The 23,378-nt window shown below is 47.4% G+C and carries 17 protein-coding genes and 1 riboswitch; of the genes, 6 read left to right on the top strand and 11 right to left on the bottom strand.

Going from position 1 to position 23,378, the window contains the following annotated elements; all coding sequences use genetic code 11:
• Positions 1 to 94: 94 nt before the first annotated feature.
• Entirely contained in the window at positions 95 to 1,435 is a 1,341-nt protein-coding gene (locus tag L0660_RS13000; RefSeq protein ID WP_235159857.1) for a hypothetical protein, read from the bottom strand.
• 13 nt (positions 1,436 to 1,448) lie between these two features.
• Positions 1,449 to 3,920, bottom strand: a complete 2,472-nt coding sequence (locus L0660_RS13005; protein ID WP_235159858.1) for a TonB-dependent receptor plug domain-containing protein — start codon at positions 3,918 to 3,920, stop codon at positions 1,449 to 1,451.
• A 409-nt stretch (positions 3,921 to 4,329) separates the two neighbouring features.
• Positions 4,330 to 4,472, top strand: a riboswitch (cobalamin riboswitch).
• 38 nt (positions 4,473 to 4,510) lie between these two features.
• Between L0660_RS13005 and metE the strand changes: the two genes are divergently transcribed.
• Both metE and L0660_RS13015 read left to right on the top strand, forming a co-directional pair.
• Positions 4,511 to 6,811 (top strand): 5-methyltetrahydropteroyltriglutamate--homocysteine S-methyltransferase, encoded by a 2,301-nt coding sequence (gene metE / locus L0660_RS13010; RefSeq protein ID WP_235159859.1) that lies wholly within the window; start codon positions 4,511 to 4,513, stop codon positions 6,809 to 6,811.
• Between the two features lie 101 nt (positions 6,812 to 6,912).
• Positions 6,913 to 7,845, top strand: coding sequence for a methylenetetrahydrofolate reductase (locus tag L0660_RS13015; protein WP_235159860.1), 933 nt, complete (start codon positions 6,913 to 6,915; stop codon positions 7,843 to 7,845).
• 88 nt (positions 7,846 to 7,933) lie between these two features.
• On the opposite strand, the gene L0660_RS13020 is transcribed toward L0660_RS13015, so the two are convergent.
• Both L0660_RS13020 and L0660_RS13025 read right to left on the bottom strand, forming a co-directional pair.
• A complete protein-coding gene (locus L0660_RS13020; RefSeq protein ID WP_235159861.1) occupies positions 7,934 to 8,758 on the bottom strand; it encodes a response regulator in 825 nt (274 codons plus the stop codon).
• Positions 8,759 to 8,977: 219 nt separating this feature from the next.
• Complete coding sequence (locus tag L0660_RS13025; protein ID WP_235159862.1) at positions 8,978 to 9,916, bottom strand: glycerophosphodiester phosphodiesterase family protein; 939 nt, start codon at positions 9,914 to 9,916, stop codon at positions 8,978 to 8,980.
• Positions 9,917 to 10,118: 202 nt separating this feature from the next.
• Here L0660_RS13025 and L0660_RS13030 point away from each other — a divergent pair, with 202 nt between their 5' ends.
• From L0660_RS13030 to L0660_RS13040, 3 genes are read left to right on the top strand one after another with little or no spacing between them, the layout of a single operon-like run.
• Positions 10,119 to 11,018, top strand: coding sequence for an SDR family oxidoreductase (locus L0660_RS13030; protein ID WP_235159863.1), 900 nt, complete (start codon positions 10,119 to 10,121; stop codon positions 11,016 to 11,018).
• Between the two features lie 45 nt (positions 11,019 to 11,063).
• Positions 11,064 to 12,653 carry a carbon-nitrogen hydrolase family protein gene (locus tag L0660_RS13035; protein ID WP_235159864.1) on the top strand — a complete coding sequence of 530 codons (1,590 nt, stop codon included), beginning with the start codon at positions 11,064 to 11,066 and terminating at the stop codon, positions 12,651 to 12,653.
• 22 nt (positions 12,654 to 12,675) lie between these two features.
• A complete protein-coding gene (locus L0660_RS13040; protein ID WP_235159865.1) occupies positions 12,676 to 13,257 on the top strand; it encodes a sugar O-acetyltransferase in 582 nt (193 codons plus the stop codon).
• Here L0660_RS13040 and L0660_RS13045 read toward each other — a convergent pair.
• The 5 genes from L0660_RS13045 to L0660_RS13065 all read right to left on the bottom strand — a co-directional run bounded on the left by L0660_RS13045 (position 13,254) and on the right by L0660_RS13065 (position 18,818).
• Positions 13,254 to 13,652 carry a hypothetical protein gene (locus tag L0660_RS13045; protein ID WP_235159866.1) on the bottom strand — a complete coding sequence of 133 codons (399 nt, stop codon included), beginning with the start codon at positions 13,650 to 13,652 and terminating at the stop codon, positions 13,254 to 13,256. The two genes, L0660_RS13040 and L0660_RS13045, sit on opposite strands and share 4 nt — an antisense overlap.
• A 31-nt stretch (positions 13,653 to 13,683) precedes the next feature.
• Positions 13,684 to 14,943: an Hsp70 family protein gene (locus tag L0660_RS13050; RefSeq protein ID WP_235160077.1), complete on the bottom strand. Its 1,260-nt coding sequence runs from the start codon at positions 14,941 to 14,943 to the stop codon at positions 13,684 to 13,686.
• 79 nt (positions 14,944 to 15,022) lie between these two features.
• Positions 15,023 to 17,188, bottom strand: coding sequence for a cation:proton antiporter (locus L0660_RS13055; RefSeq protein ID WP_235159867.1), 2,166 nt, complete (start codon positions 17,186 to 17,188; stop codon positions 15,023 to 15,025).
• Between the two features lie 16 nt (positions 17,189 to 17,204).
• Positions 17,205 to 17,762 carry a hypothetical protein gene (locus L0660_RS13060; RefSeq protein WP_233796559.1) on the bottom strand — a complete coding sequence of 186 codons (558 nt, stop codon included), beginning with the start codon at positions 17,760 to 17,762 and terminating at the stop codon, positions 17,205 to 17,207.
• A 57-nt stretch (positions 17,763 to 17,819) separates the two neighbouring features.
• Entirely contained in the window at positions 17,820 to 18,818 is a 999-nt protein-coding gene (locus L0660_RS13065; RefSeq protein ID WP_235159868.1) for a 2-hydroxyacid dehydrogenase, read from the bottom strand.
• 153 nt (positions 18,819 to 18,971) lie between these two features.
• Here L0660_RS13065 and L0660_RS13070 point away from each other — a divergent pair, with 153 nt between their 5' ends.
• On the top strand, positions 18,972 to 20,768 hold the full coding sequence (locus tag L0660_RS13070; RefSeq protein WP_235159869.1) for a hypothetical protein: 1,797 nt from the start codon (positions 18,972 to 18,974) through the stop codon (positions 20,766 to 20,768).
• 236 nt (positions 20,769 to 21,004) lie between these two features.
• Here the strand turns inward: L0660_RS13070 and L0660_RS13075 are convergent, their stop codons facing one another.
• Complete coding sequence (locus tag L0660_RS13075; RefSeq protein WP_310589081.1) at positions 21,005 to 22,069, bottom strand: response regulator; 1,065 nt, start codon at positions 22,067 to 22,069, stop codon at positions 21,005 to 21,007.
• A gap of 21 nt (positions 22,070 to 22,090) precedes the next feature.
• Complete coding sequence (locus tag L0660_RS13080) at positions 22,091 to 23,323, bottom strand: PAS domain-containing sensor histidine kinase (RefSeq protein ID WP_235159870.1); 1,233 nt, start codon at positions 23,321 to 23,323, stop codon at positions 22,091 to 22,093.
• Positions 23,324 to 23,378: the final 55 nt, after the last annotated feature.

The raw sequence follows: 23,378 nt of genomic DNA on the forward strand, positions 1-23,378 counted from the left end.
TTCATACTAAGTTTTAGGAATGCCCTTTGCGGTATGGTTCGGAGGGGGGGAAGCGGCTACTGATCACTGCCAACAATGATCAGTAGCCTGCCAACTAGTAAGAACCCAGATAGCTCGATCCTGACTGACCGGTTAATGCAGCTCCCTTGATGACTTCTTTGGTTTTCCAGTTGATCACGTGCAATTTGCCCGCTTCGCCGGTTGGTGTCAGTGGAACATATACAAAATCTCCGCTCACCGCAATATTCTGATACTGGCCAAAATCCAACCCAGCTTCGTATTCGTTGCTGATTTTGGTTGCCGTTTTTGCATTCAGGTCAATTAACGCGATGTAACCGCCTTCTCCGGCAATGTTATACAAGATAATGCCGATTCCGTCCTTAATGTATCTCCAAGCCTGGATACGCGTGTCTTTAAGGCTCAAAGCAGCATCCAGGTCAAAATGATAGCCATTATCATAATCACTGTTGCTTTTATTGATGCGTAAAATGTCCTTTCCGCCCGTAGCTGTGGCCTGATAAATATTGCCATCATTTCCCACATACTGCGTCATGGTGCGGTAGGAGTGGTTGTTGGTTTTAGAAAGGGTGGAATAGATCAGTTTTGGGTTTTGTAAAGAAGGATAATCCACCACCAGCGTGGTTGTTCCAAGTGTGCGGTTAGCAGCATCGTTGGCCCACACCGGCTCACCGGCAGTGTTGTAAGACAATTTTTTCGGGTCAATTTTGCTTACGTTACAGCCGATGAATATCTTGGTTTTGTCATCATTCAAAACGGGAACATCAATGCGTCCCACTGCGTAGCCCTGTGCTTCCAGCTCAGCCGGGAAAGGGAAATCGAATTCGGTGGAGTTGGGTACTCTGGCTTCTTTCAGGTCAATGACAGCGATCCTTACTTTACCCCGGGTGTACTTGAAAACGTGGTTTGGCGCAGCGCCTTCCGTTATGGTCTTGCTTCCGGTTAAATGTACGCCGATCCCGATATCCTCAGCCGCTTTTGTCCAGCGGGGAGAAGTGCCTACGATATCCGACAAGTCCAGTTCGTTGCCTGTATCCTGGTAATCTTTGGCGCCTTTTACCAAATATTTGTTGAATACACCGCCATCTTCACCCGTATACTGAATGTTATAGAGCTCCGTTCCATCCTCAGAAGCTTGCACGCGGGCTGTGCGCGCAGAGCGGAGGCCAAAGCCGTTTTTGTATATATCAACTGAAAAGTTTGGGTCGATAGCCTGCGCATGCGTGATGGCGTAAGCCATTGTGCCGCCGTTACCTGCTGTTCCCTCAGCATCAGGGATCGATGCAGTCAATGAGATAAATTCCCTTTCGCTCACAGGCGTTTGGCCACCACCGTCAGGATCGGTCACATCATCTTTGCAACCGGCAAACGTCATTGCCAAACCCAGGATCACCGCGCTTATCAGATTCTTTTTCATCTTAAATTAATTATTATAAAAATTTACTAATTGTGTAATTCAACTTAACTGAGATACTCCTGCCAGGCTTTTGCACACCGAAGTTGTCATACATCTCTGCATTCAGCATGTTTTTGAGATCGAAGCTGGCGACCATCTTACCATTCGGGAACCGGTAGCTGGCTCCGAAATCGTGATAGAACTGGGTAGGCGTGGTAAACCATTCAGATTCCATCCATACGGTCCCGAAAGCGCCGACAAAGCCTGTATTGTAATAAAAATTGAGAATCGAATTTTTCTGGAACTTGTCATTAAGCCGATACTGAACGCTGCCATTCATGGTAAAAAACGGCTCGTTGGGAAGCTGCAAATTGTACAGATCGTGCGGATTGCCCTTTTGGTCAAATTTCTGTTTGAATAAAGTGTTGAATTTGGAGAAGTTGAAGAGTGCATTCAGGCGGTTGTCATATACATAAATCACCTCTCCTTCAAAGCCCCTGGATTGCGTGCGTCCTAGGTTGATATATTTGGTAACCTGAATATCCGCATCGCTTTCCCGTCCCGGCACAATCGCATTTTCGACGGCCTGCTGGGTGATTTTATCAAAGCCATTCCGCCAGAATGCGCTCGCATAGAGCGTCAGTTTGTGTTTGCCGGCCTGGATAGGGCCGTGGCGGAAACCCAGATTGTAATTCACATTCTTTTCAGGGATCAGACCCGGATTTTCCAGAATGTTGTTTTCGGGATCGCCGTAAAGCTGGTTTTCGGTGGCTGTCACGTAGGCGTTTTGGGTGGAACCGATGATGTACATTTTGGAAAATACATTGTAGGAAACCGTAGCACCATATCCTTTGTTGTGGTTCACCGTTTTATTGCGCACCCTGTTGATGACATTTTCGCCGTCTTGTTCGATCAGTTCGGGCCGCGTTTGAATGGTTCGGTTGGAGGTATATTTTCCCAGCAGGTTCGTTTTGAGCTTGTCATTGAAGAACTGCGCTTCATAGTTTAAGGCAAGAATGTTGTTGACTACACTGCTTACAGTCACCATTTCCTTCCGCTCCGGATTCAGCAGGTCATTGTCATCCCTGTCGGTGGTTTCCAGCTTGTGATTAAGGGAAATTCTGTGACCCGGAAAAACAGTGTATCCCAGATTAGAGCGCATATTGGTGATCTGCCGGTTTACTTCCACAATGCTCTTGGCACCTTGCTGGCCCATTCCCGGAGTGGGCGGCACGGGAACAACTTCCCCGTTTCGGATGAGCATTCTGGGCTTTCCGTCCCAGTTGTAAACCTGGCCAACTGTATCCTGAACATATGTGCTCCTGTAACTGCGGACCGCATTCACATTCAGCGCCAATCCTTTGGCCAGGAAATTGTTCTTATTATAATTCAGGCTGACCACATGCGCCTGATATTCACCAAACCTGCCCACGTAAGGCCTTGCCATGGTGGTGCCGTGCGGGATTTCGCTGTAAGTGTCTGAAATATTGTAACCTATGAAAAACTGGTCCGCCCATTTCACATTCGTAAATCCGACTTCAAACCTGCCGCCGATTGACTTATAAGTATCATTGAATCTTTTGGCCCTGTAATACCGCTCCAATGTTCGGTCGGGATGCACAAATTTTGAAAACTTGCCCCAGGTGGTGTAGCTGTTGTCGGTGTAGGTGTAAAAGCCTGATGCCCTGGTGGTAAAACCTGTTTGCTTGTTGCGGTAAATTCCGGAAAGATCGGCCTGAAATGTGTTGAAAGATCCGTAGGCAACCGCAGCTGTAATGTTGTTTTGGGAAGCGTCTTTTTTCAAAACAACATTGATGGCCCCGCCTACATAATCGCCTGTCAAATGCGAGGGCAACACACCCTTGTAAACCTCAATGCGTTCGATCATTGCGGGTGGAATGTTGTTCAGATTGAAAGAAGACCCATAAGTTGAAATCTCAATGCCATCCAGGAAAATCCCAACCGCACTGCCTGACATGCCATTCAGGTTATACTCCACCCGTGATCCGATCCCACCGTTTTGACGGACGCGGACGCCTACGGCCCGGTCCAGCAGTTCATTGGTGGTTAAGTTGCGGAGCGAAGCTTCTTTTGTTTCAATGATTGCGACTGCAAATCCCTGCGTTTCAAGCTGTTTCTTTTCCGTTTTCTGAACAATCTGCACTTCGTTGAGATCCTGGGCGGTTTTAGCTACAACCGCGTTAAACTCGTGCGTGGGTTTGTGAACGTGTATCCTGGAAGTTTTAGATTTGATTTCAACAGACGTAATCATAATTTCCTGATGGCCGTAGGGCACATCTTTCAATGTGTAGGTGCCATCGGTTTCAGAGAAAGTGGCGATGCTGGTCCCATTAACCCTTATGGTTACAAAGCTGACCACCGAACCCTTATCGTCGCTGATTTTTCCTTTGATTACTGCCGTTTTCAGGGCAGATGTCTGTGCAAAAGTATGAAGATGAAAAAGGGTAACAATTGCTGTAATGAGTAGAGAAGGCTTCAATAACATTCGATGATTTTTCTTAATTAAATGCCCTTACAGTTGCCACTGCCGGGTTTTCAAGAATAGGTGTGAGGCAAGTCTTATTTAGACTAAGTCTAGTGAGTGCAAATATAGGCCCCGATATTTTGAATAGCAAGACAAAAAAGACAAATGTTACCTGGGGTAACAACAATTACGTGTCACTACAAAATGCCGTCAATCCCACAGGCCGCTTCTCAACTTCCATCATCCGTAGAATTTTATCTGTTAAGACCGAGATTTTAATGTTGAAAAAGATAGAAAAGCAGTGTTATTGACTATTGAATAGTGATAATATCTAAAAATATGGCAATGTGTAGAGATTAAATGCTTCTTACATAGCTTTGCGTAGATATTTAATCCTTTGCCGGATACAAAATATCGCAATCGTTCTTTACCATAACAACTGGAAACAGGTTTTCGACGAAGGTCGGATTAATAGGGAATCGTGTGGAATTCACGAGCTGTCGCGCAACTGTGAGTAGCCGCCGTAGAGGGCAGGTTACAAGTCAGGTTACTGACTGTTACCAATGTTAAGCAAAGCGCTTGTAACAATTTTTATTTAAACAAACGACAAAATGCTAACACAAAACCTTGGCTACCCGCGGATTGGTGGACAAAGACAACTCAAAAAAGCCTGTGAACAATTCTGGGCAGGTAAGATCGATCTGACTGAGCTTTACAATGTGGCTCAAAAGATCAAAGAAGAGAACTGGCAGACTCAGCTGGAAGCGGGCATCGACCTGATCCCTTGCAATGATTTCAGTTTCTATGACCAGACATTGGATACAAGCCTTTTACTGGGCGTCGTTCCGCAGCGTTATGAAGCTGTGCGCTCGCAGGCAACGGACAATGGAGAGCTGGATTTGTATTTTGCGATGGCGCGCGGATACCAAAAGAATGGTCTGGATATTACAGCCATGGAAATGACCAAATGGCTGGACACGAACTACCATTACATTGTGCCCGAATTCAAAGCCGATCAGCAATTCCGCATCAACAACGAAAATATTTTCAACGAATATAACCAAGCCAAAGCGCTGCTGGGAGCAAAAGCCAAGCCGGTCATCATCGGGCCGGTAAGCTATCTTTTGTTGGGTAAAGAAAAAGAGGCAGGATTCGAGCGCATTGAGCTTATCAGCAGCCTGGTTCCGGTTTACATTGAGATCATTAACCGTCTGGGCCAATCGGGTGCAACATGGTTTCAGCTCGACGAGCCTTGCCTGGCACTTGATCTTACCAAAAAGGAAAAGGAAGCATTTGAATTTGCCTACAAAACCATCGCCCAGCAGGTTAGCGGCGTAAAAATCTTGGTGGCTACCTATTTTGAAGCATTACTGGATAATACGGGCCTGGCCGTTGGCCTGCCGGTTGATGCATTGCATGTGGATCTGGTAAGGGCTCCCGAGCAGTTGGACGAAGTGCTTTCGCTTATTCCGGACCGCTTGATTTTATCCGTGGGCGTAGTGGACGGGCGTAACGTCTGGAAAAATGACTATGAAAAATCTTTGCAGCTGATCAATCTGGCCGTCGGTAAGTTGGGAGCAGATCGTGTTATCATTACACCGTCCTGCTCACTGCTGCACAGCCCGATCGATCTGGAACTGGAAACGGCCATTGATCCGGAAATCAAAAACTGGATGGCTTTCGCCAGGCAAAAACTGGTTGAGATTAATGCGCTAAGCCAGATTGCTGATGGGAATACTGAACTGTTAGCAGAAAATAAGGCAGCGATCGCAAGCAGAAGATCGTCACAAAAAGTGCATAAGCAGGCCGTGAAGGACCGGGTGGCCGCTATCACGGATGCAGATGCAACGCGCAGCACAGCTTTTCCGGTACGCCAGCAAATCCAGCGCGAGCGCTTCAACTTGCCTGCATTCCCGACAACGACCATTGGCTCGTTCCCGCAAACAGACGATATCCGCCAGCTGCGCGCCAGGTTCAAAAAAGGCGATCTGACGCTCGAAGCATATGAAAATGCAATTGAACAAGCTACGATAGAAGCAATCCGCTGGCAGGAAGAAATCGGGTTAGATGTGCTGGTGCACGGTGAATTTGAGCGCAACGACATGGTCGAATACTTCGGCGAGCAGCTTGATGGGTTTTTATTTACAAAAAATGGTTGGGTTCAAAGCTATGGAAGCCGGTGTGTAAAGCCGCCGGTTATCTATGGCGACATCAGCCGTCCTGCTGATATGACGGTGCGGTGGAGCACATTTGCCGCTGCCCAAACCGACAAACCCATGAAAGGCATGTTGACCGGCCCGGTTACCATTTTGCAATGGTCGTTTGTACGCGATGACCAGCCGCGTGAGCAGACCAGCAACCAAATTGCGCTGGCCATTCACGATGAAGTGCTGGCATTGGAAAAAGCCGGAATCGGCATTATCCAGATCGACGAGGCCGCTATCCGCGAGGGTTTGCCGCTCCGCAAAGCCAAGCGCCCGCATTACCTGGCATGGGCTGTACGAGGATTCCGCATCACCGCCAGCGGCGTTCAGGACCGGACGCAGATCCATACGCACATGTGTTACAGTGAATTTAATGATATCATTGAACACATTGCCGCGATGGATGCCGATGTGATCACCATTGAAACATCCCGCTCGCAGATGGAGTTGTTGCAGGCATTCGCGCATTTCGAATATCCAAACGAAATCGGGCCGGGCGTTTACGACATTCATTCTCCGCGCGTGCCAACCACAGAAGAAATGAGCTCGCTGCTGGCCAAAGCAGCAGATCTGTTGCCGGCACAAAATCTTTGGGTTAACCCGGATTGCGGCTTGAAAACGCGTAAATGGCCTGAAACAAAAGCTGCTCTGGAAAATATGGTAGCTGCTGCCAGACAGGCGCGGGAGCAAATTGCAATAGAAGTGTAAATCAAAATCAGGAAGGGCGGGCATTCCATTACGGGCATTCCATCATATATTTGAACAAAAAAATTAAAAAGCAGCAAGGAGCCGTATTCAAACTACCATTTATGTTTTTAGAAAAGATCAAATCCAGACAGTCAGGTGTAATGCTTTACGGCATCACTCCTCCAAAGGCAGGCACAACCCCTGAGCGGGTTGCAGAAATCGCAGATAAAACAATTGCCCGCCTTTCGTCCCTGGATATCGATGCACTCGTCGTATATGACGTACAAGATGAATCTGCCAGGACGAATCAGGAAAGGCCGTTCCCATTTATCAACGCAATGGATCCCCTTGATTTTGCCTCTGAACATCTGGGTAGTTTGAATGTCCCTAAAATCATTTACCGGCCCGCAGGTAAATTTACCCCCGCCGAACTTACCGATTGGCTGGAAAAATTGCATCAACAGACGTTTTATCCCGTTTTTGTAGGCGTTCCTGCGCCGGATTTTCAGGTGAAGACCAGTCTTTCGGAAGCCTACAAAATTTGGGAAAAGCACAAGGTTACATCCGTTATCGGAGCAGTGACCATTCCGGAAAGACATCATGTATTAAAGGATGAGGATGTAAGGATACTCGACAAGATGAGCAGCGGCGTTTCTTATTTCATATCCCAATGTGTCTTCGATCTGGATTATGCAAAGCAGCTTATCGCGGACCTTTCGGCCAGCTGCAAAAGCAAGCAGACAGACCCGCCAACGATCATATTTACAATCACAGCCTGCGGATCTGCCAAAACGCTCGATTTTATGGAGTGGCTGGGCATTCACTTGCCTGCCCAGGTAAAGGAAGATCTCCGTCAGGCAGACGATATGCTTGAAAGATCCGTGGAAATATGCCTTGAAATCGCCTCAGAGCTTACCGCGTTTTGCATAGAACATGCAATCCCCTTTGGCTTCAATATAGAAAGTGTCGCCATCCGTAAAGCGGAGATCGAAGCTTCTATTGATATGGCATCTGCAATAAATCAACTACTTAGGGATGCAGGATTAAGGAATTGAAAACGGTAAACAATTTTGCCGTTTTCATTCACCTGCTAAGAAGTTTTCGGTAGAGTAACCGTGCCCCACCATAAGCTGCATACGTCTCTTATGCTGGAAAATGATTGGAAAGCTTTTCCCGTTTTACAAGATAGGCATTGGCAAGCCCCGCGTAACTTTCGCTTATGTCTCTGGGATGATCCGAATGGCTCAGGATAATGACAGGCACGGGGGGAAGGTTGCGGCTGGCAATGAAATTCCTGATTTGGGCCAAAAGGCTCAGGCCCTGGTCGCGGTTAGGGAGGTATAAATCCAGCAGTATCATCTCAACGGGCGGATTCAAAGCCGCATATCCATTTTCCAGAAAATCGATGGTGCTGTCCTGGCTGCTTCGGTGAATCACTTTAATATCGGGCATGCCCGTCTTCAAGGCAGCCCGCATCATCTGCCAGTGATCCTGGTTATCCTCAATGACCAAAATGGTTTTGTTACTGAAATTTTTAGCCACCACCTGTCCTTCAAATTCGGGATAGCTGTCCAGAAAACAAATGCTGACGGACTGGGCTATTTCAATATATCCCTGAAAAACAACCGGTTTTACAATGTATGCATTCACTCCCTGATCGTAGCAAAGCCTGATCAGCTCCGCATTGGAGCTGGTGGAAACGATGATCACCGGGATATGCTTGCATAGTGGGTCGCTCTTTATCCTTTTCAAAGCTTCCAGCCCCGTGAGCCGCGGCATATTCATATCCATTAATATCAATGCGGGCTGTTCGGGCAAGTTGTTGGCAAGTGCATCCAGCAGCAACTGGCCGTCAACGAACTCTTGTACTTCTATGTCTTGGATTACGTTTTCCAGCGCTTCCCGCAGAAGCATCCGGTCATCGGAGTCATCATCGACAATATATACGGTTTTCTTAGCCAGCATCATCTTAATACGTTATCGATATCCTGCAATCCCCATGGCAGAAGATATCGTCAGGGCCCTCGTTTTGCCTTTTAGAGGTGTAATTTGGGCCAAATTACGCACTAAAATGGCAACAAAAAACCAAAACCCGGTCTGACAGGGCTTTCCCAATACAGACCGGGCTCATTAAATGCCACTTGCGAAAACAAAGAAACGATCCGCCTGCGGCCGGTTATATTCAAATCACCTGCTTTTGCCGAAGAACTTTTGCTTGGGACTATCTTTTTTGATGAAGCCTTTTACCGCCTCGGCCAGCTCGATCGGATAGTCAGATTCTATGATCGAGGCGCCATCTTTTGCAATGGAAATGTAGGCGGCTTTGCGCTCCTCGGCAGTTTTAAGTTTGTCGTAGGAAGAGGCTGCTGAAATCATCGCCATTGCGCCGGCTTTGTTGAGCAAACTGTAAAGCTCCTGGTTATCGGGCTTGACGGTCGGGCCAATGTAGGCGATCAGTTGGGTGAAGGGGATGCCAGCTTTCTGATAACTTTCAAATTCTGCTTTGGTTTTGATAAATGCAGAAAATGTACTGTTAGGGTTGTTTTTCAGATAAAACGCAGCCTCTTCGGGCTTATGGACGGTCATCATGACGAATGCATCAGCTTTGTGTTTGCGGATCAGTGCAGCAGTCATTTCCAGGGGCACATCCTTGTGGTCCAGGTTCAGGATTGTTTTTCCGCGGCCCCATTCGATCACTTCACTTAATGTCGGGATCGGAAAATCGGTCACATTACCTTCGGCATCTTTCAGCCTGAATTGTTTGAGCTCGGCGTAAGTGTAATCTGAGAGTTTGCCCTTTCCCGTCGTAGTCCGGTCCAGGGTGGCGTCGTGCATGAGCACCATGACGCTGTCTTTGGTAAGCCGCGGATCGATCTCGAAAAATGCAGGCGTATGTTTTAATGTATTTTCAAAAGTCGCAATCGAATTTTCGGGAAAACCTTTCACCATTCCGCCGCGATGGCCTGCAACTAGCAGCACATCATTTCCGGTGTATTTAAAAAACGCGTGCAGGTCTTTGGCACTTTTCAATTTAAGCACGTTCATTTGGTCCTGACCATTCACCGCACTTATTGCTCCAAGAAGAAGCAAGCCGGTTACAGCGGAAAATAAAGAAGACTTTTTCATAAAAATGGGTTTAGTAGACTATCGGGTAAAACAACGTTGTGAATGTAATGCCGTTTCCTGAGTTCCTATATTAAATTTTGGTAACCTTTCCTTTCAGTCACGGTGAATAGTTATCCGTAGAGGGTTTTGGAACCGATTGGCAAAGTTTTAATACAGAAACCCGTATTACGAATTGATTTATTCATTACAAAACTTCATTAACATGTCTGAAACAACCAAAGCATCGCTTCAAAATCCACTCACCAAATATCCAAAGCCACCCTTTAACAAGCAGCCCCAGCAAGTGCCGGGCCTGGCTTCCAAAATGGACCCCAAGCCTGACCACGGCGAAAATAGCTATAAAGGATCCGGACGCCTCGCGGGCAGAAAGGCCCTGATCACAGGCGGCGATTCCGGGATCGGGCGTGCAGCAGCGATCGCTTACGCGCGTGAAGGAGCTGACGTGGCCATTAATTATTTGCCCCAGGAGCAATCTGATGCAGACGAAGTGATCGCACTCATTGAAGCCGAGGGCAGGAAAGGATATGCCATTCCGGGTGATATAACCCAGGAATCCTTTTGCCAGGAGCTTGTAGCGCAGGCGGTTCAGCAATTGGGAGGCCTGGATATCCTGGTTAATAATGCCGGCCATCAGCAGGCGGTGGATTCCTTGCTAGACCTTACATCCGAAGGATTTGATGCTACGATCAAAACGAACATTTACGCGCCATTCTGGATTACGAAGGCTGCATTGCCGCATCTGGCAGAAGGTTCCGTGATCATTGCTACTTCATCTGTCCAGGCTTATGATCCGTCCGAAAATCTGTTTGATTATGCCCAGACCAAGGCAGCCAATGTGGCTTACGTAAAGTCTCTGGCCAAGCAGCTCGGCCCTAAGGGAATCCGGGTAAATGGTGTTGCGCCGGGACCCGTATGGACTCCGTTGCAGGTGAGCGGCGGGCAGCCACAGGATAAGATCGTGGAATTTGGGGAAGCTACACCCCTGGGAAGACCAGGCCAGCCAGCCGAGCTCGCATCCATTTTCGTACAGCTCGCAGATGCAGAAGCCAGCTATGCAACCGGACAAATTTACGGAGCCGCAGGTGGTGGCGGGCATCCATAATGCGTAGCTTTGCGCAGAGTGTAGAAAAACCGCAATAAAAAACGAATGGAAACGAATAAGGACTTTAAGTCGATTGAGAATATTGAATTGGTTTTTCTGAAACCGGAAGACTACGAGGAGATCAAAGAAATGATGATAGAAACCTATTCCAGTATGCCTAACGCATACTGGAAAGAACATCACATTAAAACGTTGATCACCATTTTCCACGAAGGCCAGGTAGGCATCAGGGTAGATAACGAGCTGGCCGGATGTGCGTTATCGATCATTGTAGACTATGATAAAGTTGACTCTAAACATACGTATAGGGAAATAACAGGAAATTATAGTTTCAAGACACATACCAATAAAGGCGATGTTTTGTACGGTATCGATGTGTTCATCCGCCCCAAGTATCGTGGCCTGCGGCTTGGAAGACGATTATATGATTACAGAAAAGAACTTTGCGAGAAATTAAATCTGAAAGGGATCGTATTCGGCGGCCGGATCCCGAACTACCACCAATATTCCGACACGGTCTCTCCCAAAGAATACATTGAAAAGGTAAGAAACAAGGACATTCACGATCCTGTTTTGAATTTCCAGCTGTCCAACGACTTTCACCCGGCCAGGATATTACAAGGATATCTGGAAGGCGACAAGGATTCCAATGAGTACGCCGTGCTGCTCGAATGGGATAATGTCTATTATGAAAAAAGCTCCGACCAAGCTGCATTTACAAAGTCGATTATCCGGTTAGGATTGATACAATGGCAAATGCGCTTGTATAGCGACTTTGATGAGCTGATGCAGCAGGTTGAATATTTCGTGGATGCAGTATCAGGTTACCGATGTGATTTTGCGCTGTTTCCTGAGTTCTTTAATGCGCCTTTGATGTCTGATTACAATCACCTTTCAGAACCGGACGCAATTAGGAAGCTGGCCGAATACACGGAGAAAATCGTTTCCCGGTTCTCTGAGCTGGCCATTTCCTATAACATCAACATCATAACCGGAAGCATGCCGGAAGTCGTTGACAACAGCCTTTATAATGTGGGTTATTTATGCAAAAGGGATGGCGGCATCGAGCGCTTCGAGAAGTTGCATGTCACCCCGGATGAAGCCAAGGTATGGGGAATGCAAGGTGGAAACACTATCAAAACATTCAATACCGACTGCGGTAAGATCGGGATCCTGATTTGCTATGACGTCGAATTCCCGGAATTGAGCCGCATCCTGGCTGATGAAGGAATGAACATTTTGTTTGTACCATTCCTGACCGATACCCAGAACGGATATTCCAGGGTGAGAAACTGTGCGCAGGCAAGGGCCATCGAAAATGAGTGCTATGTTGCCATTGCAGGCAGCGTGGGCAACTTGCCCAAGGTCCATAACATGGACATTCAATATGCCCAATCCATGGTCTTTACGCCCTGCGATTTTTCTTTTCCTACCAATGGCATAAAAGCCGAAGCAACGCCCAATACCGAAATGATCCTGATCGCCGATGTCGATATCGATATGTTGAGGGAATTAAATCAATTCGGAAGTGTGCGGAATTTGAAGGACAGAAGATCAGATATTTATACGCTCGTTCGGAACCATGAAAGCCAGAAAAATAGTCTGGCTGCACCAAATCCCACAGAACCCATTTAACGCTATTGTAATTAATTGCCGCATGAAAACTGAGAAACAGAAAATGCTCGATGGCGAGCTCTACGTCGCTTTGGACCCGGAACTGACGCAGGAGCGCACCCAGACACGCTTGTTGCTGCTGGAATTGAATGCCGGTCGGGAAGATGAGCCGGAGAAAAGGGCTGCTATTTTAAAGCAATTAATTCCGAACGCCAGCGCTAACCTTTGGCTGCAACCACCGTTTTATTGCGACTATGGAAGCAACATTATCGTTGGCGACAGTGTTTTCTTCAACTTCAATTGTGTCGTGCTCGATGTTACTTACGTGCGCATTGGAAGCCGTACGCTGTTTGGGCCTAACGTTCAGATTTACACCGCGACGCATCCCATTGATCATGTTACCAGGGCATCCGGGGTCGAATCGGCCAAGCCTATTACGATTGGAGAGGATGTATGGATCGGGGGCAGCGCTGTTATCAATCCTGGTGTAACGATTGGCGACCGGACCATTATCGGTGCTGGCAGCGTGGTGACCAAGGACATTCCCGCCGACGTATTTGCGGCCGGCAATCCCTGCCGCGTTATACGGTCGCTTGCTGTAAACGACTCCCGGGACACAGATTAGAATGGCGACTTCCTGAATGATACTGCCCCGTTTTGATCCTTTGTATAAACCGCATAACAGTTGTCATTATACTGAGGATCAAAACCAGGGTTAGTTGCGGCAAGAGTTTTCGGAAATGGTTTGGATGCATCAAAAAAGTAGACCGTAGTGGTGCCATATTTCGTGTAAGGCATCATATCGCCATATTTTTGCATTTCATCAAAAACGGGCTCTTCTACCGATGCAGCATAAATCCTGATAATAGGGCCCTGGTTGTTTTCATTCCGGAATGTGGCCACTTCCTTAAAATTCCCTTTGAGATCATCCACAGTCGGCTGTGAGGTCGAATCGTAGATAATGTAACCGATCACAGCAATGATTAATATGAGAAAAATGTATTTTTTGTTTTGAATCATGATCGGTTATTAAATAATAAAAGCCTGCAAATTACGAGAAACGGTTGCGCGCGTCGTAGGCAAGGCCAAGTCCTACACTGGAAAGCTTGTTTTCTTCGGACCATTCCGCTGCCGGAAAAAGCTGCCTGAAATGTTGCTGGATCAGCGGGATTTCGGTTGAGCCGCCCGTCATAATAACAAGCCCGATACTTTCCGGCGTAACCCCGGCAGCTTGCAGGCATTCCCTGGCCGACTGCACAATGCGCTCCGTTTTTGTAATGATAGCGGCGTCAAAATCTTTTCTGGCAACGTCAATGCGCAAGTCCTGATCAATAAAACCCAGTGTAGCAGCAAAGCTTTCACTGCTGGCAAGGCCAATCTTAATTTTTTCCGTTTCAGCCAGTACGGCGTGTCCTGTTTCTTGTTCGAGCACATTGATGAGCCTTCCATAACGCACCGGATCGTGTGTCTCACGCAGCAGCTGTTTAGCCTGAAATAAAATTCTGTTGGTATATAAAAAATTCACTTTGCTCCATTCAGACAGGTCAAAGTAATGATAGGAAGGCACTTCAAGATTCTTGGTGCCATACTTGGAGCGGAAACCCAGCTCGGGCATCATTTCGGCCAGGCTCAGGTCGCGGTCAAAATCATTTCCGCCAAGCCGGACGCCTGTGTTGGCCAGAATGTCCTCGTTTCTGTCATGCTTGGTGGCATTTTCCCGGGACAACCTGATAATGGTAAAATCCGAAGTTCCGCCGCCCAGATCCACCACCATAGCCAGTTTTTCTCCGCTAACCCTGGCTTCATGGGCAAATGCAGCCGCGATGGGCTCAAACTGGAACCCTACATGTTCAAAACCCAGGTTTTTAGCGATCTGTTTCAGCTCATTCTCTGCCCGCTGATCGGCAGCAGCATCATTATCAACGAAATGAACCGGCCGGCCCATCACCACATGCCGCAGTTCCGTTCCGCAATCGGCCTCGGCTTTGCGCTTCATCTGGTCGAGGAATGCAGCAATAATCTGGTCAAATTTCATCAGTTCGCCGTTGACCATCGTGCCCTGGCGCATGGCTGAACTGCCCAGAACGCGTTTGAGGCTGCGCATTAACCTGCCCGGCTGGCGGGTTAGGAATCGCTCGGTTGCTTCCCGGCCGAAGTACGCGTGATTGTCTTTTCTGGCAAAAAACATGGCGCTGGGAATGGTCTGGTTATCATTTTCAACCGGAACCAGAAAAACATCGTTTTGATTTGCCACTGCCAGGCTGGAATTGGAAGTGCCGAAATCAATACCGCAAAAAACAGAAGTATTCATCATTTGAAAAATTGGGCGCGCAATTTCCCATTATTTACCCGGCAATCCAAACGAAAACTCAGCTTTATGCACGCTTTGATTAGTCGCCGAGCATCTTACGAAGATATCTGGCAGCCTTGGTAAGTGATCCCAGCTTGTCGGATAATGTGCCGATCAATGCGCCGTCGGCTTGCTCGATGTCGTTCATGTTAATGCCCGATTCGAGTTGTTTTGGATAAATTAGCAGCAGGCTTTGCTCCTGGAAATAATTGGAGAAGTAACCGGGGAGTTTTTCCAATTGTGAAAGATAGGACGCTGACCCTTTTCTTGCCGAAACGATTACAAAGAAGTCGTCTATTTTCAGCTCGCGCGAAAAAATCAGGAAGTCGTCCCAGGCGCTGAAAAGGCTGAATTCCACCTCGACGGTCGTTGTTTTACGGGCCATAACGCTTTTAATTGCCTTAATAGTTTGTCCTGAGGCATAGAAATGAATCGGCATCGCATTGATCTTTGCCAGCGTAAGCAGCTTACCAAGCCAATGTAAAAATCCTGGCTCATTACTGCCCGCAGGCGGCACAGCAACCACAATCCGCGTGAGTGTATTAAATGGCTGGGCCGGCTTGTAAATATAGATCGTTTCGAAAACCCGCTTGACGATGTTTTCGACCTTGGGCCCAAGGAACGTTTTGTGATCCGTATTCTGATGTAAGCCAATGACCACATCCGTAATGTTCTGTTCCTTAATGGAGTAGGTGATTCCATTGCTGATGTTGGCATCATAGCGGGTCAGCGGAACGAGCATGTTTTCCGAAGAGCTGGCATGCTGAACTGCCTTATTGAGAATTCTCTTGCCGTGAGAAGCCGAATCGTTTTTCTGATCTTCATCCGTAACAATGTGCAAGCCATAGAGCGGGATCGAAACGCGTTTTGCTTTCAGCATAATCCCGAAATCAACCAGGTCGGCGATCATATCGGGATAGGAGAGCGAAACCAGGATTTTTTCGTTGCTTGCAGCGTCGGCTTCTCCGGGGCTTTCTTCATCCTGCGTGAGCGCGAGCCTTTTGGAAGCTCTTTCTACAACAAATGAACTGACCGCGCAGCTAACCAGAATAAGCACAATGGTGCCGTTCAGCACATCTTCGTCCAAAAGCCTGATGGGTTCGCCCAGCGCTGTTTCCCCGATGATAATGTTATAACCTACTAAAATAATTGCAAGCGTAGCAGCCGCATGCGAGGCACTCAGGCCAAAGATCATCAGCCCTTCATCCGCAGACAGCCGGAACACTTTCTGTGTGATCCACGCTGCCAAATATTTACTCGACAATGCAATCAACAGAATAACCCCCGCCACTCTTAATGCACCCCAGCCGTGTGTTAATACGCCGATATTGACAAGCATTCCCACGCTGATCAGAAAAAAGGGAATGAACAGCGCATTGCCCACAAAGTCGATGCGGTTCATCAGCGGCGAGGAATGCGGGACAAATTTATTTAAAACCAAACCTGAAAAGAATGCCCCAATAATGGCCTCCACACCTGCAATCTCAGCTAAGAAAGAGGCCAGAAACACCATTGCCAGCACGAATATGTACTGCGAAATGCTATCGTCGAAACGCTTGAAAAACCAGCGGCAGATTATTGGGAAAACAAACAGCACCACCGCCACAAAAACAACAAAAGAAAAGCCTAGCCGAAACCAGAATGCCGGTGAAACATCGCCCTTGGACGAGCCTGCAACCCCCGCCAGGATAAGGAGCGCGAGAATGTCGGTGATCATTGTCCCGCCCACCGTCATATTAATGGCCCGGTTTCGGGCTACACCGTATTTGCTGGCAATGGGGTAGGAAACCAATGTGTGCGTGGAAAACATGCTGGCCAGCAGCAGTGAGGACAATAACCCGTAACCCAGGATATAATAACTGGCCAGCGTACCGCTGATCAGCGGCAATAAAAATGTGGTTAACCCAAATACAATGATCTTGTTACGGTTCTTTTTGAATTCGGCCAGATCAATTTCCAGGCCGGCCAGGAACATAATGTAAAGCAGACCAACCGTTCCAAAAAGCACAATGCTGCTGTCCCGGCTGAGCAGGTTCAATCCATACGGCCCGACGATCATTCCTGAAATAATCAGCCCGATAATGTGAGGGACTTTGATGCGGTTAAAAAGGATAGGTGCAAATAGGATAATGAAGAGCACCACCGAAAAAATAATAACGGGGTTTTTGAGGGGTAAGGAGAGATCCAGTAAAAGCAACGAATTCATACGCACAAGTTTAGGGTTATTTCTGCCGTTCGGCAGTCAGGGTGTAGCGGATTTTGCAATCGGTGCGCTCCACTTCCCGCGTCCCTTCCATTTTGCCTTCTTTAAGTTCCAGCATAATTCGCATCACCGACTCGGAGCCGGGCTGACCATTGGTCGCTTCAAGCCGGGTTTGCATGAAAGAACCGTTGTAAATTCTGGACAGTTCGTTTCCCGTGAAAGTATTTACAACGATCCCCTTGTTCTGATAGGCGATTTCCCAGGTTTCTGTTTTCGAATCCCCAATAGCCGATCCGCTGCAGTTCGTTTCCGTACAGCGCATTTTGACGATCCATTTGCCCGTAACGGGTTGCGCCTGTAACGAGTCGGTGACGGCGGTAGAATCTTCCAGCTGCTTTTTCTTTTTTTCCTGCAACTCCTTTTCCAGCAACGTCAGTCGCTGTTCCCATTGCATTAATGTCTGCTCCTTTTCTGCGACCTGCTGTTCCCTTTTGGTCAGCTGCGCCTCCTTTTCTTTATATCCGCAGCCCTGCAATGCAGCAGCGAAAAACAGAAAAACTAATGTCCATCTCATCATGCACGTCCTATTTTAAAGTCTGTAAGGTGGGTAATTAAAGTCAGGATTTCAAACTGTTTAAACCAAAATTACCGATTTATTGACAGGCTCCGTGCCTTTGCCAAGCGCATCAATGCTGCTGAGCGTGACCTGGGCAATTTCCGAAAGGGCTTCATCCGTAAAGAAGCCCTGGTGCGCAGTTACCAAAACATTGGGAAAGCTCATCAGGCGCTGAATAGTGTCATCCTCAATTATACTCTCCGAAAGATCTTTGAAAAACAACTTTTCCTCCTGCTCGTAAACGTCAATGCCAAAGTGCGCCACGTGTTTGCTTTTCAATGCATTTATCACATCCGGCGTATTAATCAATCCGCCGCGGCTGGTGTTGATCAGCATAACACCTTGCTTCATTTGCTGCAATGTCCGGGCGTTAATCAGGTGATGCGTATGCTCGTTGAGCGGGCAATGTAGTGAAATGATGTCCGAATTGCTGAGTACAGTTTCCAGATCCTGATACTCAATGCCCTGCGCCTGCAAATCGGCATTCATCGCAATGTCATAAGCGATTACCCGGCATCCGAAACCTTTCATGATTTTGCAAAATGCAGCGCCTATTTTCCCGGTTCCGATCACGCCGACTGTCTTGCCATATACATTAAAACCCATCAGACCATTCAAGGAAAAATTCTGCTCCCTTACCCGGTTATAGGCCTTGTGCGTTTTCCGGTTAAGCGTAAGCAGCATCGCAACGGTATGTTCGGCAACTGCCTGGGGTGAATATTCGGGCACGCGGCAAACCCGTATGCCTTGCTGGCGGGCTGCTTCCAGGTCAACATTATTAAAGCCTGCACAGCGGAGCGCGATGATCTTAACGCCTTTTGCTGCCAGGACCGCTATGACATCTGCATTCACCTTATCGTTTACAAAGACACAAACAGCTGTTTGCCCCTGAACCGCTTCTACAATGTGAGGGCCAAGATGGGTTTCCAGATATTCCAGCTTAAATCCGTAACGCTCGTTGTGCAGATCGAAAAAGGTGCGGTCGTAAGGTTTTGCGGAAAAGAATAAGATTTTCATAAATGCGATGATTGGTGAAAGGGAAATTCTGCAAGCTCCCCCGCAAGGAACGGCTTTCCAATGACATTTATCATTTAAGGCGGCAATCCGCATCAACTTTTCTTCGGGAATGCTCGCCTAGTTTTGGCCAATTATAATCCAACTGCGCAAACCATGCACCATACATTTCATATTCCGGTCTTAGGCCTCGGATATTCTGTTGATACCCCGATAAAAGTTGCTCATTTCGGTATTTCGTCGGTGATGTCCATTGTCGATGATGTGATGATCGAACGAATGAGAAAGCACCATACCATAGCCAGCGGCGAGGTTTTTGTTCCAATCTATCCCAGCGAGGACGATTTCCGGGCCCGTCGCATTACGGCTTATCTGAACCTGGTTCATCGCATCGTTGACAAAAACTTTGAAGACCTTAAAATGCAGTCTTTTGAAGACGGGGCCGCACTGAACAAATATTTCCAGCTTCTACCCGAGCATTCAGCGCTTAAAAAACAATATGTGGAAATGTGCCAGACACCTTCCGCGCAGGAAAAGCAGCTTTTGCAGGCAACATTAAAATCGCAGCTTACCAAGGGCGCCATCGACGTAAATATTATGTCGAAGGTGGATAAGCTTAACAAGGATGTTTATGGAGAAAACCTGGCAGACGAGTTTTCAGACGCTTCGGCGGCGTTGCGCGGATTTGCCCAAAGCACATTATCCTCGTCGCTGGTACTTTCGGCTGGTATGAATCCGCGGCTTTATAATTATCTGGAAAGCTTCGCCGATTTCTACCCTGAGGAGAACGGACATTTTAAAAAGCACATTATTTTAAAAGTAAGCGACTTCCGGTCCGCATTTATTCAGGCTAAATATCTGGCAAAAAAAGGGATCTGGGTTTCCGAGTTCAGGATCGAATCGGGCCTTAACTGCGGAGGCCACGCTTTTGCAACGGATGGATTTTTGCTAGGGCCGATTTTGGAAGAGTTTAAAACTAAAAAGGATGAGATGCTTTCAGAGCTGTTTGCTTTGTACCAGGCTGCGCTGATGACAAAAAACATGGACATTACTACAATCCCTGCATTGCGCATCACGGTTCAGGGCGGCATAGGCACTGCGCAGGAAGATGAATTTTTATTGAAACATTATCAAGTGGATGCAACAGGGTGGGGCAGCCCGTTCCTGCTCGTGCCCGAGGTTACCAATGTAGACGAGCAGACGCTGCAAGAACTGACCCATGCCAACGAAAGTGACTACTATGTTTCCAATTCATCTCCGCTGGGCGTTTTATTCAATAATTTCAAAAGGAGCAGCGCCGAAAAGCAACGTTTGGAAAGGATCGCAAAAGGAAGGCCAGGAAGTCCATGCAAGAAAAAATATCTGGTCTCCAATACAGAATTCACCGCAGAACCGATCTGTACAGCTTCCCGCCAATATCAGAATTTGAAAATAAAACAGATTCAATCCCTGGGTTTAACCGCGACTGAACGCGAGGAACAAATCAATGCTGTTACAGAAAAACTCTGCCTCTGCGAAGGCCTGAGCACTTCCACATTGATCAAACACAAGCTGCTGACACCAAGAGAAAATCACGCCGTCTCTATTTGCCCGGGACCCAATCTTGCCTGGTTTTCAAAAGTTTACAAGCTCCAAGAAATGGTCGATCACATCTATGGAAGGGCTGATCTCCTGGCTGACGTGCCCCGCCCAAACATGTTTATCAACGAAATCGCCTTATATGTAGCACATTATCAGAAAGATATGACATTGAACATATCGCGGATGGACACCAAAAAGCAAAAACATCTCGAAAAGTTCAGAGCCCAGTTGCTGCAAGGGATTGACTATTACAAAACATTAGTCCCGCAGTTCGCCCATGAAACGGAGTCGTATCGGGAAACAATGATTCAGCAATTACAAGCATTCGAGCAAAAATTGCGCGAAGTTAAACATGCCTACATTTATGCATAAAAATCCCGGAGGGATAAAAGGTTAGAAGAAAACGACCGGCATCAAATAAAAATCCCGGAGGGATGTAACAACATGCACGCTGTTACATCCCTCCGGGATTTCGACGATGACTTGGATGATGTGTTTGCTACCAATATTGTATCCCTCTGGGATTTGCTGTTGCTTCCGACGATTTCTTAGCTACCAATATTTCATCCCTCCGGGATTGTCATCGTCACCCTAATTCTAGCGAACGTTTAGTTTCGCATTCGGACTAGCTTTTCGTATTCGAAAACGGTGATCAGGCTTCCTTTCATGTCGATCAGGCGTTCCTCTTTGAAATCTGAAAGCGTACGGATCACGGTTTCGGTTGCGGTGCCGACCATGGATGCGATGTCTTCACGCGTGATGGACATGGAAAATGGCTTGGCTTTATCCTCCTGATAGCGCTGTACCAATGTCACCAGTGCCTGCGCTACTCTTTTTCTGACAGAGTTGTATGCTAAATGCAGCAGGCGCTCCTCGCGGTCCTTGATTTCATTGGAAAGCATGCGGATGAATTTGGAGGACACTTCGCGGTTTCCCTGCAACAAATTGAAAAAATCATCTTTCGGGATCATCGAAACCTCCGCTTCTTCCAGTGCAATGGCGCTTTCCTGGTAAGGCTCGCCTTGCAAGAGGTCGATGTAACCAAAAAAATCGCCTTCCTTATATAGTTCTGTAATGTATTCCTTTCCGCTTCCGTTTGATTTATAGGCTTTTACTTTTCCTTTTTGTAAGAAAAATACATTGGAAGGAAAGCTCCCTTCGGTGTAAACGGTTTCTTTTTTACGCAATGTTTTTACTTTCTTGTCCTCTGCCAGCTTGGCGATCAGATCAAAAGATTTGGCTTCTTCAATAAACTGGTCCAAACCCTTTGCCGAGCGCTCGAATTGCCTTTTGAACCTTTCGCTTTTTTTAAGCCGCATTTCCACAATGTTAAGCAGCTCCACATCGTCATAGGGCTTCGTCAGATAATCGTCGGCGCCCATGGTCATGCCTTTGCGGTAGTCCTCCTTCTCTGCTTTTGCAGTAAGGAAAATGAATGGAATGTTGGCCGTGTGCTCGTCCTTGCTCAACAAGTGCAGGACGCCGTAACCATCCAGCTCAGGCATCATAATGTCACAAATGATCAGGTCGGGATTGAATTCGTTGGTGAGGCGGACGCCTTCCTTGCCATGCGAGGCGGTCATTACTTTATAGCTGGCCAGTTCCAGGATTTCAGCCGTATTTTCCCGCATCTCGGGGTTGTCCTCTATCAGCAGTATCTTTTTAGGTTCCACAGTCAGGTGTTGGGTTGGTGCTTAATCAATTTTGGCCTGTGCAGGCACTACATTGGGCAGTTTTACAAAGAATGTTGTCCCTTTTCCGGCTTCACTTGAAAAAGTAACCTGGCCGCCCATCAAGCTCACATAGTTATTGACAATGTTCAGGCCCAGGCCGGTTCCCTGTGTTGCGCCTGCATTATGCGCACGAAAAAACCGGTCGAAAATGTTGGGCTGGTCCTTTACAGGAATGCCAATTCCCTCATCGTGTACTTCAATATCGACCTGAACGTCGTTTGCATTAATTTTTAGTAAGATAATTTTACCGGGATCGGAATATTTGATGCCATTTGAAAGCAGGTTGAAAAGGATGTTGCGCAGCAACTGCTTGTCGAGCCAAACCTCCGTATTGCCATTATATTCAAACCGGATCTGCTGTTTTTCCTTGCAAAGACCGTGGATCTCGTCTATCAGGTTTCTACAATAGGCATCCAGGTCTACCTGAACGGGAATGCTGTGAACGCGGCCTTCTTCCAGCTTGCCGATGGACAGAAAATCGTTCAGGATCTCGGTCAGGTTGGTTACAGCCGATTTGATCCGTTTCACGTGCTTCTGACGCTTTTCTTCCTCTTCGGTAGTGCCGTAACGGCCTATGAGCGAGGCGGATGACAGAATGGTAGCCAGTGGCGTCCGGAATTCGTGAGATGCAATGGTGACGAACTGGCTTTTCATATTATTGAGCTCCTTTTCTTTTTTCAGGGCCCGTATCACCTCTTCTTGTGATTCCTCCACTTTTTTCACGGCTTCTGCCAGTTCTCTTGTGCGTTGTTCCACCCTTTCTTCCAGCTCTGCATTCAGTTTTTGTATTTCAAGATTGGCCTCCCTGATGCGGTTTTCCTGCTTTTTTCGCTCTGTTATATCAATTACAAAACTCACCACGAACTCTCCGTCACTTGTTTTAAAGGGGCTGAGGCTCACTTCCACGGGAAACTCGCTGCCGTCGGATCTTCTGGCAAACAAGTCCATCAAATGTCCCATCCCGCGCGCGCGCGGCGCTTCCAGATAATGGTCGCGGTAATGCACATGGTTGCCGGCATATCGCTGCGGGATCAGCGCTTCTATTTTCTTACCGATCAGATCAGCGTCCGTATAGCCGAAAAGTTCTTTGGCTTTGGGGTTTAGCATTACAATTGCTCCTGATTTGTCCACTACTACAATCCCCTCTGTGGCATGCTTAAAGAGGGCATCTAGCATTTCAATATGCCGTGTCATCACTTTCGTATGAATTAATATATCACTATCAAACATCAGAAAGGTACACTACAAT

The organism is Dyadobacter sp. CY351 (assembly GCF_021502625.1).
Taxonomy (GTDB): Bacteria; Bacteroidota; Bacteroidia; order Cytophagales; family Spirosomataceae; genus Dyadobacter; species Dyadobacter chenhuakuii.

What these genes read in the sequence shown, in the direction of transcription:
- L0660_RS13000 (WP_235159857.1), bottom strand. Translation starts at nt 1,435, where the DNA reads ATGAAAAAGAATCTGATAAGCGCGGTGATCCTGGGTTTGGCAATGACG.
- L0660_RS13005 (WP_235159858.1), bottom strand. Translation starts at nt 3,920, where the DNA reads ATGTTATTGAAGCCTTCTCTACTCATTACAGCAATTGTTACCCTTTTT.
- metE (WP_235159859.1), top strand. Translation starts at nt 4,511, where the DNA reads ATGCTAACACAAAACCTTGGCTACCCGCGGATTGGTGGACAAAGACAA.
- L0660_RS13015 (WP_235159860.1), top strand. Translation starts at nt 6,913, where the DNA reads ATGTTTTTAGAAAAGATCAAATCCAGACAGTCAGGTGTAATGCTTTAC.
- L0660_RS13020 (WP_235159861.1), bottom strand. Translation starts at nt 8,758, where the DNA reads ATGATGCTGGCTAAGAAAACCGTATATATTGTCGATGATGACTCCGAT.
- L0660_RS13025 (WP_235159862.1), bottom strand. Translation starts at nt 9,916, where the DNA reads ATGAAAAAGTCTTCTTTATTTTCCGCTGTAACCGGCTTGCTTCTTCTT.
- L0660_RS13030 (WP_235159863.1), top strand. Translation starts at nt 10,119, where the DNA reads ATGTCTGAAACAACCAAAGCATCGCTTCAAAATCCACTCACCAAATAT.
- L0660_RS13035 (WP_235159864.1), top strand. Translation starts at nt 11,064, where the DNA reads ATGGAAACGAATAAGGACTTTAAGTCGATTGAGAATATTGAATTGGTT.
- L0660_RS13040 (WP_235159865.1), top strand. Translation starts at nt 12,676, where the DNA reads ATGAAAACTGAGAAACAGAAAATGCTCGATGGCGAGCTCTACGTCGCT.
- L0660_RS13045 (WP_235159866.1), bottom strand. Translation starts at nt 13,652, where the DNA reads ATGATTCAAAACAAAAAATACATTTTTCTCATATTAATCATTGCTGTG.
- L0660_RS13050 (WP_235160077.1), bottom strand. Translation starts at nt 14,943, where the DNA reads ATGAATACTTCTGTTTTTTGCGGTATTGATTTCGGCACTTCCAATTCC.
- L0660_RS13055 (WP_235159867.1), bottom strand. Translation starts at nt 17,188, where the DNA reads ATGAATTCGTTGCTTTTACTGGATCTCTCCTTACCCCTCAAAAACCCC.
- L0660_RS13060 (WP_233796559.1), bottom strand. Translation starts at nt 17,762, where the DNA reads ATGATGAGATGGACATTAGTTTTTCTGTTTTTCGCTGCTGCATTGCAG.
- L0660_RS13065 (WP_235159868.1), bottom strand. Translation starts at nt 18,818, where the DNA reads ATGAAAATCTTATTCTTTTCCGCAAAACCTTACGACCGCACCTTTTTC.
- L0660_RS13070 (WP_235159869.1), top strand. Translation starts at nt 18,972, where the DNA reads ATGCACCATACATTTCATATTCCGGTCTTAGGCCTCGGATATTCTGTT.
- L0660_RS13080 (WP_235159870.1), bottom strand. Translation starts at nt 23,323, where the DNA reads ATGACACGGCATATTGAAATGCTAGATGCCCTCTTTAAGCATGCCACA.